This window comes from Breoghania sp. (assembly GCF_963674635.1).
In the GTDB taxonomy this organism is placed as follows: domain Bacteria; phylum Pseudomonadota; class Alphaproteobacteria; order Rhizobiales; family Stappiaceae; genus Breoghania.
In genome coordinates, this window is sequence record NZ_OY771475.1 from 699,485 (window position 1) to 712,312 (window position 12,828).

Sequence of the window (12,828 nt, forward strand, 5' to 3'; positions counted from 1 at the left end):
CGCCGGTCAGCTGCTTCGCAATTTCGGGCAGATACAAGGCGCGGCGCTGTGTTCGAGGGAGGCGGTTTTCAGCCGCCATTCACCGTCTGTGCGCATACCCGGCTTATGCGAGAGCGCAAGCCGTGAAAAACCCTGCCAGACAGTCTCGACAGGGGCGCCTTTAGTGTTAAGAACACCCCTCGACAGGCGAAACAATGTTCTCTCGCTCGCAGCACCCGCAGCCGTGCAGTTGCGTAACAGAAGCCGCTATTGGGCAAAAGAAACGTTTCCCCGGTCGCGAATTTTGGGTGGTTCGAAGTTAATCAGCAAGGCACTATTCGAGTAATGTCGGGCTAAACAGCATAAAGTGCATCATGACGACTGACCTTCGATCTGCAGGCTCCGGGAATTTGCGTGTCTATCTGATCGCGCCGTCGCCGGACTTCGGTCAGCACAATCTGAGCGACGATTGTGCGGTCGGCGTTTCCACGCCTTTTGCGATGAACGCCGCGGCGGGCATTGCAACGATCGCGGCCTATTTCCCGGAGGAGGTGGAGCTTCGTCTTTGCGATGAAATCATCGAACCGGTCGACTATGACGATCCCGCAGCCATTATCGCCATCAGCGCGAATGTGGCTCAGGCTCCGGGCGCGGCCCACATCGCGCACCGGTTCCGCGAATTGGGGCGCACGATCGTTGTCGGTGGGCCGCATGTTTCCCTCGCGCCGGACATGTTCGAAGACATCGCCGATTGTCTGGTGATTGGAGAATTCGAACCCATCGCAGACACGTTCATGGCGGACCTGCTGTCCGGCGCACTGAAACCTCGATATCAGGGTCAAAAGGCGGATCTGGCGAAGGCTTTGCCGCCCAGATGGGATCTCTATCGCAATGATCGCGCTCTGGCCGGGGTGGTGCAGACCAGTCGCGGCTGTCCGTTTGACTGCAATTTCTGCGATGTGATCCAGTATCTGGGGCGTGTTCAGCGCCACAAGCCGCCTGAACGGGTCCTGCACGAGGTTCAGGCGCTTTATGACCTGGGATACCGGCAGATCAACCTCTCCGATGACAACTTCACGGTCTATCGCAAGCGGACCGAGGTGTTGCTGGAGGCTTTGGCCGACTGGAACGGCAAGGACGGCCGCGAACCGGTCGGCTTTCTCACCCAGATGTCGATCGATGTGGCCCGTCATCCGGACTTGCTCGCCGCCTGCAGCAGGGCAGGGCTGCGCACCGCCTTCATGGGTATCGAGACCAGCAACATCGAGGCCTTGAAGGAAAGCCGCAAGCGCCAGAACCTGCGTATCGATCTGGTCGAGCAATGCGAGAAAATCGTGAGTGCGGGCGTGTCTGTCCAGGCGGGCTTGATGGTCGGCTTCGATAGCGACGACCTGTCCTGTTTCGAGCGGCAACGCGATTTTGTCATGTCTCTGCCGGTCATCAATTTTCGCGTCGCCGTCTTGGTCGCGCCGGTCGCAACGCCGCTCTATGAGCAGATGGAAGCCGCAGGGCGGATCGTGGTGGAGCCCTCCCTTGCACCCTCCACCAGTGCGATCGCCCACACTAATATCGAGCCTGCGCAGATGACCCGAGAACAGCTCACCGAGGGGGCCATGTGGCTCAGGGCGGAGTTGCTTGCGCCTGAGAATGTCATTCCAAGATTTGAACATTACGCCCGGACGCTTGGGCCACGGCTGCCTCATCTGGTGCCGGCCCAGACGGGCGGCCCGTCGGTGAAGGCGCATCCTTTTCTGGAGCTGTTCAGCCAGATGGCGCGCAATCGCGCCACGCGTCGGGTCATCGAATGCGTGCGTGAACTGTCAGAGGAAAATCCGCTGCTGCGCGCCGATCTGATGCAGGCATTGGGAATGTATCTCAACAGCTACATGCGGCAGCCCAGTGAGGCCAGGCAGCCCATGGTCGGAGTTGCCCAATGACAAGCCTGTCGCTTGAGGCCTTGATCCGAACCCGGTTGCAGCAGCGCTTCGATACGCCCCAGGTCACGATCCTGCGCCGAAAAGCGGACCCCATTGTGCTGTGCGGTCGTGATCTGCTGGCGCGCGCCGAGGCGATGCAGGCGCGGTGGCGGGATATCTTCGGTTCCGACAGATGCAGGTTCGTTCTGGCCCTGCCTGCGGGGGAGGTTTTCTTTTCAGCCCTGCTGGCAGGCATATTGGGCGGTCACACCCTCGTGCCCGTGGCCATTCCGCGCTCAGGCACACGGTCCGGACGCCTGGCCCACATTGCGCACGACTGTGGGGCGAGGGCTGTCCTGTGCGTTGCCTCTCAGGTCGCCTCGATCCGGCAAAGCATGGGGGAAGGGGCGCCGTGTCCGGTGGTTGCCATCGACGAGGACGCTGCCACGGGGCCATTGAGCCTCGGCGATTGGCCTGCCCCACACATCCCCGATTGTTCGCCGACCATCATCCAGTACACCTCCGGCTCCACGCGGCTGCCCAAAGGGGTCGCCATTCACGACAGTCAGATCATTGCGAACTGTCGGCTCGTGGAGGAGGTTTGGGACATGAACCCCACCTCGTGCATGGTCAACTGGCTGCCGCATTACCATGACATGGGACTGATGGGCGGCATCCTCTATCCACTTCTTTCGGGCGGGCGGTCGGTCCAGATGAGCCCGCTGGATATGGTGCGGCGTCCGGCTGACTGGCTGAGGGCGATTTCCGATCACAAGGCCACGTTCAGCGGCGGGCCCGCATTCGCCTTTGCAGAGTGCCTGCGCCGGGTGAGGCCTGAAGAGTGCGTGGATCTGGATCTTTCCAGTTGGATCCGCGCATTTTGCGGCGCAGAACCGATCCCGGCGGGATTGCTGCCGGAGTTTCGGGCGCGGTTCGCAGACTACGGGCTGGCCGGGGAGGCTGTCTTCGGCTGCTACGGCATGGCCGAAATCACGCTGTTTGCGGCTGGCGCGCCCGGCAGCGTTGACCTTCCCGAAGCGCCGACGGGATGTGATGCCGTCTATCCTTGCAGGCTCACCGCCGCGACCGCGCCTCTCTTGAAGATCGTGGATCCCGATACCGGGCAGGCGATCTCGGATGGGGAGCAGGGCGAAATCTGGCTTTCCGGTCCCTCAAAGGCCGCCACCTATATTGGCTTGCCCGAAGAGACTGCCCGGTCCTTTCACGCGACATTGGCAGGCGAGCCGAGCGCAGGAGGCGAATGGCTTCGCACCGGCGATCTCGGGGTGATCAAGAATGGCCTTCTGTACGTGAACGGTCGGCTGAAAGACACGCTGATCGCGAACGGGCTCAAGGTATCGGCTGCGGAACTCGAATGGCTTGCGGCCACCGTCAGTGACCGCCTCAATCCGCTGGGTGCCGCAGCGTTCATGCTGGATCCGGTGGAAGGGTCCGGCGCTGTCTTGTTGATCGAGCTGAGAACGGGGCGGGACCTGCCGGAAGACCACGCAGAAATTCGGCAGGCGATTGAGAGACTTGTGGCCGGGGAGTGGGGTATCCAGTTGCAGGATTTGCGTATCTTGCCTCGGGGCCAGCTGGCGCGTACCACCAGTGGCAAGATTCGCAGGCAAGCCATCGCAGAGGCCTATCGCAGCGGGGCATTCCCCCGCCAGCGCAACGCCGTCGCCCAGAATGAGGTCACCATATGAAACACAAAATCTGGGCCGATCGATCCCAATTCGATAGCGATCCTGAGCAGGTGAGGAAGATCCTGTGCTGTCCGCATATGGGTATCGTGCCCATGCAGGAATATATCGAGGAAATCGAACGCGTCAGCGGCGAGGACTTCGGCGCCTTGCGCCTGTTCATGCAAAACGCGCTGATCACGCAGGGGCGCTCCGATCACCTTGCTGCACGGCGCCTGATCGCCGAGTTTTTCGCCGAACGCGCGATTTCAAACTGGAAACCGACCTTCGAAGCCGCAATTGCGGAGGTGCTGGATGGCCTGGAGGCATCCGAGGCCCCCGATCTGATGACCGACTTCGCCTCTCCGCTCTTTGCCAAGATCATCAGCCGGATGGTGGGCTTCAGCGACGACGATATTGCGAAGCTGTTTCGGGCGATCGATGTCGTCCAGCGTTTCACGGAGCCGATGCTCTCGTTTCGCGAGCTGCGCAACCTCAACAGCTCCATCCAGTATCTCGATAGTGTCCTGTCGGAGAAAAAGCGCGCGCAATCAGAGGGACCGGAGGACCTTTTCGCCTATCTGCACCGCAAAAGCGGGGCGATGCCGAACGGCATGGATCTGGGGTTCTTTGCGATCGCGATTACGGCCAGCGTGAACACGCCGGTCCAGACCGTCGGCTACATTCTTTACGGCCTTCTCATGGACCAGGCCGATGCGTGGAAGAATGCTGCCGAGCCTGCCTGGATCGAAAGCAACATGGAGCGCCTACTGGGGCTGTGGAGCCCCACGTTGATGCTGATGCGGGTTGCTGAAAAAGACGTCGAGCTTGGCGGCTGCAAATACGCTGAAGGCGATATCCGTGTGCTGGATATGCCGGCTGCGAATGCAAAGCTGATGGCGGTGCCGGAAGGTCAGGCCCGGCAGGCCACGCTTTCGTTCGGCGCCGGCGCGCATAAATGCCCCGGCGAAGTCATGTCGCGCCTGTTGCTTTCGCTGGTTTTGCCCGCGATTGCGCGACGCTTCCCGAAAATGGTGTTGCACAAGGACAAGGCCAGGTTCCGCGCCTCGGCCATGGTGCAGATGCCCGTTTCCCTGCCGTGCGAATTGCATGGGCGGACCGAGCGCGTGAACGCGCGGTTGGTGGATGTGAAAGACCTGTCCTCGGCCCGCCAGATCGTCATGGACAACGACACGTTCATGCCTCCGGCGATGGAGCAGCATTTGCGCGCCCTTGCGGAGAACAGCGGACGCGACCTGTCAACCGCGATCCTGATCGCGCGCAACGCGATGTTCTTCATGTCGGGCCGTCGGCACACCAGGGCACGCGAGATTGTCGCTGGCTGTCTTGGCGGCAACAGGCTGCCGGCCTGGCAACCCATGGTCGATCAGCAGGTCGCCGCGGCCCTGAACGGACTGGAAGCCGCCCATCAGCCGGATCTGATCCGCGATTTCGCGTCTCCCCTGTTCCGCAGCACCGCTCAGCCGATCCTGGGAGCCGATGTCGCGGACGCGGCAAGTTTCGACACGCTCGCGCCGATCTTGCAGGACGTGCTGGAGCCCTGGCTTCCGATCCGGGAGCTGACGCGCCTCCAGGGTATCTTTGATGAACTTCTGGGGCTGATGCGGGTGCCGGATCGCGGGCAGAACCAGAAGAGTACGAGTGTCTTTACCGCGTTCATGGACGCGGAAGACGAGGATTTCAGTGTCGACGACATCAAGGCACTGGTTCTCGTTCTCTATGGCGCGAGCTTCAATCTCTCTCACACGTTGGGAAACGTCCTGCACTGGCTCTTGATCCAGCCAGCGGATGTGCGCGCGCACTACAGCGATCCCGCCTGGATCGCGCGCCATTACGAGCAGCTCATCTCCTTATGTGCATCGCCCAAATACATCTATCGGATGGTTCGCTCCCCGACCGAGATCGAGGGCATTCCTCTTTCGGTCGGAGAGACAACGCGGCTGTGTCTGTCGTCCATCAACAGAGAGGTGAAAGCGGGCCATCTGGCGTTTGGTCACGGCCTTCATCACTGCGTGGGGTCGGGGCTGACACGCATGCTGCTGCGCAGTGCGGTCCCGGCGCTTTTCACCCGCTATCCCGATCTCAGTCTGCGACCTCAGGCTCACAAGTATTTTGACATGTCACAGACAGTGGCGATGGCCGAACTGCCTTGCTTGCTGAATGACGCACAAACCTCAGGAAACCCTAGATGAGCGATACGTCTCTTGCAGATTCTGTTCTGAATTTTGTTCGCACCGAGCTTGCCAGGCGACTGAAGCTTCCCGTCGAAAAGATCGATTCATCGTCGCAATTCATTGATCTGGGACTGCAATCGATCGACGCTGTCATGATGTGCGGCGAGGTTGAGGACCATTTCCAAATTGAACTCGACCCCAGCGCCATCTTCCAGTTTGAGACAGTCGGCAGCTTCGTGGACGAAGTCGTCCGGCGGCATGCCAACTGATGGCGACCTATTATCTCGGCCTCTCCACCTCCGGGCATGATCCGGCATTGGCTTTGGTGGATAGCGACGGGCATCTGGTTTTCGCGGAAGCCACCGAGCGGTTTGTCCAGGACAAGCGCGCATGGGGCATTGCCCCGGACCACGTGAACCACCTGGAGCTTGCGCTGAATTCAGTCGGGTTCGACTGGGCCAAGGATCAGCTTTGTGTCGCCAGCACCTGGCCCATGGTCAAAGCCGAATTGCCGGTGCAGGTCACGAATGCGATGCTCCCGGCGACCGATGGCCTATGGCTTCGCGCTCTCCAGGCCCATGCGCAGGGCAATGCGGGCGCGTCGTTGCTGCGCCTTGGTCTGACGAGCGAGATGCCGGACGTGCTGCGCTTCGATCACCATCTTTGCCATGCTGTGGCCGCTTGCTATCAAAGCTCCGCTCAGGATGCCGATTGCCTGATCGTTGACGGCGAGGGCGAGGTTGGGGCGGTCTCGCTGTTTGACCTGCGCGATCGCAGCCTGAAGCGGCGCTGGCGGTCCTGGGGGCCGGGCAGCCTTGGGACCTTTTACGCATGGCTGACCCGCCTTTGCGGGTTCGATTGGCGTCTTGGTGAGGAGTGGAAGGTCATGGGCCTTGCCGCCTATGGTCAGGTCTTGCCTGACCTGGCCGAGGCTCTGCAGTCGGTTCTTGAGGTCCATAACGGTCGACTGCGCTTTGCCGAAGACAGTGTGATCGAGGCCGCGCGCGCAACGGCGGCCCTCCATGCGCGGGCCAGCTGCGAGCCGTTGATGAAGGCGGCCGATCTGGCGGCGACGGGGCAGGCGGCCTACAGCCTTTATCTGGATAAGATCATCGCCGACATCAAAGGTGAGGTTCCGACCCTTGTGCTGAGCGGCGGCTGCGCCCTGAACTCGTCCTACAATGGAAAGATCGCCGGGCGGCTTGGCTATGATCGCGTCTTCGTCCCTTCCGCACCTGCCGATGATGGCAATGCCGTCGGTGCCGCGATCCTGGCGTGGATGCATCACACCGGCGCTGTCCGGATACCCGAAAGCGATGGCTCTGCGTTCCTGGGAAGCACCGCCGCCGCGCGCACCGTCGAAAAGGTTGTTTCCGGGGCCGGGGGGCTGAAAGTCACCGATGTGTCCGGCAAGGCAGCACACGCCGTGGCGGAGCGCCTGGCAGCCGGCCAGATCATCGGGGTCATGCGAGGCCGCGCCGAGTTCGGGCCCCGCGCATTGGGCAATCGCTCCATCCTGGCCGATCCTCGGCCTGCGGGCATGAAAGACCGGATAAACTTGTCGGTCAAAGGACGTGAGCCCTATCGCCCCTTCGCACCAGTCGTTCCGGCCGATGAGGTGGACCAGTGGTTCCACCGGGCGCAGCCGTCGCCCTATATGTCCTTCACGCTGCCCTGGCGCAGCGAGGCGATTTCGCGCGTGCCCGCTGTCGTTCATGAAGATGGCACAGGCCGCCTTCAGACGGTGGCCCCCGACACCGCGCCCTGGATGGCCGACCTTGTTCACCAGTTCGGCCAGATCACGAATACACCCATTCTGCTGAATACCAGCTTCAACATCATGGGAAAACCAATCGTGAATTCCGTCGAGGATGCGCTGGGGATGCTGGTCACATCGGGCCTTGATGCGGTTCTCATCGAAGACGTGCTTGTGGAGGCATGAGGTTTCTGCGGTCGCAGAGGCGATACGGGGGAGGCGTCGCGCGCCTGTAGATCTCGTATCATCCGCGCCCGTCGAGCCGTTTCACGGCAAAAGCCCGACGCCGGGCAGTGCTGCCGAGCAGTGCTTGTGAGACATGCAGCACCTCCGGCTCTCTCGGGGCGGTCCACAGAGGACGAGCCCTTGGCGGGGTTTCCGGAAATGCGCATCACACCCGGCCATGGAACTGGGCGCGGTAGTCCGTTGGGCGGATGCCGACCTTCTTGCGGAAATGATGGCGCAAGGCGTGGGCGCTGCCGAAGCCTGCACGGGCGGCGACTGTTTCCATGTCTTCCTGCCCTTGGCTGAGGAGGGACTTGGCGGCCTCGACCCGTTCCTGAACCAGCCAGTCGCCCGGGGTAAGGCCTGTGGCTTGCGTGAAGCGCCGTTGGAAGGTGCGTGGGCTCATGTGACAAGCCTCGGCCATCCTGCCGATCGTCCAGTCCTCGGCCAACTGGCTTTTCACCGTGTCCAGCAGGGGCGCGATCCCGGGACCGGGGCGCTTGGCGACGGGGCGCTCAAGAAACTGGGCCTGATCGCCGTTGCGATGGGCTGCGACCACCAGGCGTCTTGCGACCGAATTCGCTTTTTCGACGCCATAGTCCTGGCGGATGATCTCCAGCATCAGGTCGATCCCGGCGGCGCTGCCCGCGGAGGTGCAGACGCGGTCTTCGAGGCGATACAGCGACGCTTCATCGACAGCAATGGCGGGATGTTTCTCGCGCAGTTTCTCCGCATAGCGCCAGTGGGTCGTGGCCGCGCGTCCATCGAGCAGTCCTGTCGCGGCCAGCACGAAGGCGCCGGAGCAGATCGAAACGAGCCGGGCGCCGCGGTCGTGGGCGCGGCGAAGTCTTTCGGCAAGCGGGCGCGGCACGGCGCAATCAGCGCCCTTCCAGCCCGGGACCACGATGATGTCGGCCTCGTCGATGAGATCCGCGCCGTTTGCGGGTGAGAAAATGAGCCCGCCATGGGCGCGCAAGGGGCCGTCGTCGATGGCGGCGCTTTGAAAGCGGTACCAGTCGCTGCCGAATTCCGGCCGCGCCAGGCCGAATATTTCCGCCGCTATGCCAAACTCGAAGGTGCACAGACCGTCATAGACGAGGGCGGCTACGAGCGGACCCGTGAGAGGCGCAGGGCGCGCTGGGGGCGTTGCGGTCAAGTGTGTCATGATCTTTACGTATAGTGTCATCCGCGCCAATTGCCAATCGGCCGTCCGGACGGCGACAAAGGCAGGGAAAGGAGACCTTCATGATCAACAACGTAACCGCTGTTCCCGCCGCGCCGAGCGACCTTGCCAGAGAGCATTTTGCCGCCGAATTCACCTTCGAGGCTGATTGCTGGGATGTGCATGAGGCGCTGGAGGGCGAGCCCGGCTTCGTGCTTCTGGATGTGCGCAGTCCGGCTCTTTTTGAAAAGGGCCACGTGCCGGGAGCGATCAACCTGCCGCATGGCAAGATCATCCGCTCCAAGATGGCAAGGTGGCCGCAGGAGACCCTGTTTGTCACCTATTGTGCCGGCCCGCACTGCAACGCCGCGGCCCGCGCCGCACTGCGGCTGGCGGAACTTGGTCGCCCGGTAAAGATCATGGCAGGCGGCATCACTGGCTGGATCGATGAAGGGTTCGAATTGGCGGCCGGTCCCGCGTAATCGTGCGCAGTCTGCGGCGCATGCCCTGAACCGTTCTCCGCATTGTCTGTTCGGCTGAAGAGTTGCAAGGCAAGCATGAAACAATTCTGCCCGCATGGCAGGTGCACATGCGGGCAGAAGGGCAGCTCGTTTTTCGCAAGGCTTCAGAAGGTCGTGTCTGCCTCCGCCGCTTTTGGCAACAAGCCCTCGCGAAGGGGGGACACAATCAGCCTGCGACCGGGGCCTCAGGCAGCCCGAACTTCTGCCAGGAACCGCTCCACTTGCGCTCTGAGCTGTTCTGACTTGCTGCTGAGTTCACCAGCGGTGCCTGTAACCTGGGTTGCAGCCGTTCCCGTTTCGCTGGCTGACTGCGACACGGCCAGGATGTTCTCGGTCACTTCCTGGGTGCCGCGAGCGGCCTGCTCGACATTGCGCGCGATTTCACCGGTGGCCGAAGACTGCTGTTCAACGGCATCCGCAATACTCGCGGCGATCACATTCATCTCGCCGATCGTTTTTCCGATCTCCTGGATCGCTTTCACCGCTTCATCCGTCTCAAGCTGAACGGTGCCGATCTGCAGGCTGATTTCCTCGGTTGCCTTGGTGGTTTGGCTTGCGAGTTCCTTCACTTCGGCGGCGACAACCGCAAACCCCTTGCCGGCATCGCCAGCTCTGGCAGCCTCGATCGTCGCGTTGAGGGCCAGCAGGTTGGTTTGTTCGGCAATGGCGGAAATCAGATTGACCACATCGCCGATCTTCTGAGAAGCGGTGGCAAGACCCTGGATCTGCCGATCCGTCTGTTCTGCCTGAGATACGGCGCCCCCTGCAATCTCCGATGACTGGGTCACCTGTCTGCTGATCTCCGCAATGGAACTCGTGAGTTCTTCCGTCGCGCTGGCAACTGTCTGAACGTTTGCTGCGGCCTGTTCGGCGGCGCTGGCAACCGATGTCGCTCTTTGGTTGGTGTTGTTGGCAATGCCGGAGAGTGCGTTCGCCGTGCTTTCCATTTCTCTCGAAGCAGCGGAGGTGGCGGCCAGCAACTCACTGGCATCGACATCGAAATTCTGCGTCAGAGCCGCGATGCGCTGTGCCCGTTCTTCCCGACGCTTCGTTTCATCCGCGGCGGCATGGGTGAGCTCATCGGCCTTGATCATGTTGTCTTTGAACACTTGCACGGCGACGGCCATATCCCCGACTTCGTCAGTCCGTTCCTGATAGGGGATTTCGGCCGACGTATCATGCCCTGCCAGCTTCTTCATGGAGTTTGTTATGGTGACAATCGGCTTGGCAATGCCGCGTGCGGCAAGGAACATGATGAAAGTGGCAGCCACGCCGACGACAATTCCGAGAATGATCAGCCAGAGGGTTGCGAACCGGGAACGCTCAGTGAGCTTGTCCTGCAATTGATGGACATCCGCAAGCGCCACTGCCTTGGGCACGGAGATCACGATCGTCCACGGCGTGTTATCTTCACTGAGGACGATCGGCGCAAAGATGTCGACCATCTCGAACGTACTGTCGTCGATGACGGTTGGCTTGTCCCGGTCGATTGAACCGACGCGCTGCGACCAGCTTGTTTGCGCTGTGTCGACCTTCTTGCCAATGAGGTCGGCATCATCGCTATAGGCAACGATCAGTCCGGTGTCGTTGATGATGATCACGCTTCCCTTGCCGCCAAACAGATCGGCATCGACGCTGGAGACCAGGTTTTGAACGAAGTTCAGATTGAAATTGGCACCGGTAATGCCGTGAAATTTGCCGTCGATCATGACAGGAACGGCAAACGTGGCCAGTGATACCAGCTTGCCCTGATCGAGATAGGTCAGCGGGCCGATGACGCGTTCCTTGCCGGTTGAACGCGGATCAAGATACCACGCCCCCTTCTGCAAACCGTATGACGCCATGGACGTTTCTTCGTACTCCACAAGGGCCTGCACCACCGCCTTGCCTGAAGCGTCTTTGGTCCAGTAGGGGAGGAACCGCCCCGTATCGTCGGAGCCGATATCGGCGCGGTTGCGATAGGCCGCGTCGTTGCCGTCAAGGGCGTTGGGCTCCCAGGCCGAATAGGTGCCGTTGATCGTGCTGTTTTCCTCAACGGTATGACGCAGGATACCATTGAATTTCTCGCGACGGATCTCAGGCGGCAAGCCCTTGCTCGCCGACGCCAGTTCCGAAAAGGTCGTCGCCATGTTGCGTGCGGTCTGGATGCCGACGCTCAGCCTCGACTTGATGACACCCGCTTGGAGGCCGGCCTCATTCAGCAGGCGCTCTTCGATCTGTCCTCCGATAATATCCGTAGCGGTTTTCCCGACATATTCGTTCGTATCGCGTGAGAAAAACAGTGATGTTACTACCAATGAGACAACGGTGAGGGCGATACAAAAGATTGAAAATACAGCTATCTTGGATTGAATACTGCCGAGACGAATGAAGTTATGGCTCTTCATTTTCGAACCTTTCGGGCATTACGTGGAGGTGTCGGTACTAAGCGGAGGTTTCCGTATTCCGTCGCCATTGTCTCAAGTGAGTGGCGACTAGCATTACTTTACTGGAAGTATTAATAAATGATTTCTTGTCCGAATTAAAAATACGATAACGTTACTTGTAGTGGGTAGTATATCGTGAAAAGTAACATAACGAAATATTGGAATGCGGAAACTGCGTAGACACGCGTTCCGGGGCAGGCTGCGAGGCGATGGAAGACGTGCCTGTGCGGATGGAGCCGGGGGTATTGGGCTGGAAGAAGGCGCCTCATTTTTCAGATCTGCCCGTCGCCGGCCTATGAGGCGCATATCAGAAAGCGGCGGGGCCTTCCGTCGAGATCTCCGGCCGGGCTCGGCGTCATAAAAACACCTTATTGATCCTTATTTCACGGCACCCGATCTCGATCAAAGTTCATTCAGGAATGTAAAGTCACATGCGGTCAAGAGTTATTCTTGTTGCTTTTCTCGCTTCAATACTTCCGTTTTCCGTGCATGCGGCTTGCGTTAAAGGTAATGGATCTGGGTTTCACCTGCGCGGAGATGAGGCAACCGACAAAAGCAGCGGTTTGACCTGGAAGCGATGTGCCGCGGGCATGACATGGAGCCAGGAGACAAGGCAGTGCGCGGGCGAGGTGCTTGGCCTTAGTGTGAATGACGCTTTGGATTACGCAAAAAAGCAAGGCAAGGGCTGGCGCGTTCCCACGGCGATGGAACTTGGAACGCTTCTTTCAGAAACCTGCGGCGATTTCTGGATCGACACGACCGTCTTTCCAGCAATCTCGGCGTCCGACTTCGGGGAAGGCGCCACATTCTGGACCTCGACGGAAGCAATTCCCGATGCGTATTACTTCTTTGATTTTACCAATGGCTTTGTCGATATGCACAGCCAAGGGTTCCGGCTGTCGGTGTTGCTCGTCAAATAGCCCGCGGTATCGCAGGCGCCCGCGCGCTCATGATCGATGGCGT

The 12,828-nt window shown here is 60.5% G+C and carries 9 protein-coding genes; 7 read left to right on the forward strand and 2 right to left on the reverse strand.

Annotated features, from left to right (window positions below):
• Positions 1–353: 353 nt before the first annotated feature.
• The 5 genes from ABGM93_RS03105 to ABGM93_RS03125 are packed head-to-tail and all read left to right on the forward strand — an operon-like array spanning position 354 to position 7,717.
• Positions 354–1,916 carry a radical SAM protein gene (locus ABGM93_RS03105; RefSeq protein ID WP_321503399.1) on the forward strand — a complete coding sequence of 521 codons (1,563 nt, stop codon included), beginning with the start codon at positions 354–356 and terminating at the stop codon, positions 1,914–1,916.
• Positions 1,913–3,604, forward strand: coding sequence for an AMP-binding protein (locus ABGM93_RS03110; protein WP_321503402.1), 1,692 nt, complete (start codon positions 1,913–1,915; stop codon positions 3,602–3,604). The genes ABGM93_RS03105 and ABGM93_RS03110 overlap by 4 nt, the downstream gene beginning before the upstream one ends.
• The gene (locus tag ABGM93_RS03115) at positions 3,601–5,793 is read left to right on the forward strand and encodes a cytochrome P450 (protein ID WP_321503405.1); all 2,193 of its coding nucleotides are present in this window, start codon (positions 3,601–3,603) and stop codon (positions 5,791–5,793) included. The genes ABGM93_RS03110 and ABGM93_RS03115 overlap by 4 nt, the downstream gene beginning before the upstream one ends.
• Positions 5,790–6,044: an acyl carrier protein gene (locus ABGM93_RS03120; RefSeq protein ID WP_319773430.1), complete on the forward strand. Its 255-nt coding sequence runs from the start codon at positions 5,790–5,792 to the stop codon at positions 6,042–6,044. The genes ABGM93_RS03115 and ABGM93_RS03120 overlap by 4 nt, the downstream gene beginning before the upstream one ends.
• Positions 6,044–7,717 carry a carbamoyltransferase C-terminal domain-containing protein gene (locus ABGM93_RS03125; protein ID WP_321503409.1) on the forward strand — a complete coding sequence of 558 codons (1,674 nt, stop codon included), beginning with the start codon at positions 6,044–6,046 and terminating at the stop codon, positions 7,715–7,717. The genes ABGM93_RS03120 and ABGM93_RS03125 overlap by 1 nt, the downstream gene beginning before the upstream one ends.
• Positions 7,718–7,922: 205 nt before the next feature.
• Here the strand turns inward: ABGM93_RS03125 and ftrA are convergent, their stop codons facing one another.
• A complete protein-coding gene (gene ftrA / locus ABGM93_RS03130; RefSeq protein WP_321503412.1) occupies positions 7,923–8,921 on the reverse strand; it encodes a transcriptional regulator FtrA in 999 nt (332 codons plus the stop codon).
• Between the two features lie 80 nt (positions 8,922–9,001).
• Here ftrA and ABGM93_RS03135 point away from each other — a divergent pair, with 80 nt between their 5' ends.
• Positions 9,002–9,400: a rhodanese-like domain-containing protein gene (locus ABGM93_RS03135; protein WP_319773435.1), complete on the forward strand. Its 399-nt coding sequence runs from the start codon at positions 9,002–9,004 to the stop codon at positions 9,398–9,400.
• Between the two features lie 224 nt (positions 9,401–9,624).
• Here ABGM93_RS03135 and ABGM93_RS03140 read toward each other — a convergent pair whose 3' ends face one another.
• Positions 9,625–11,826 (reverse strand): methyl-accepting chemotaxis protein, encoded by a 2,202-nt coding sequence (locus ABGM93_RS03140; RefSeq protein WP_321503415.1) that lies wholly within the window; start codon positions 11,824–11,826, stop codon positions 9,625–9,627.
• Between the two features lie 470 nt (positions 11,827–12,296).
• Here ABGM93_RS03140 and ABGM93_RS03145 point away from each other — a divergent pair, with 470 nt between their 5' ends.
• Positions 12,297–12,785 (forward strand): DUF1566 domain-containing protein, encoded by a 489-nt coding sequence (locus ABGM93_RS03145; protein WP_321503416.1) that lies wholly within the window; start codon positions 12,297–12,299, stop codon positions 12,783–12,785.
• Positions 12,786–12,828: the final 43 nt, after the last annotated feature.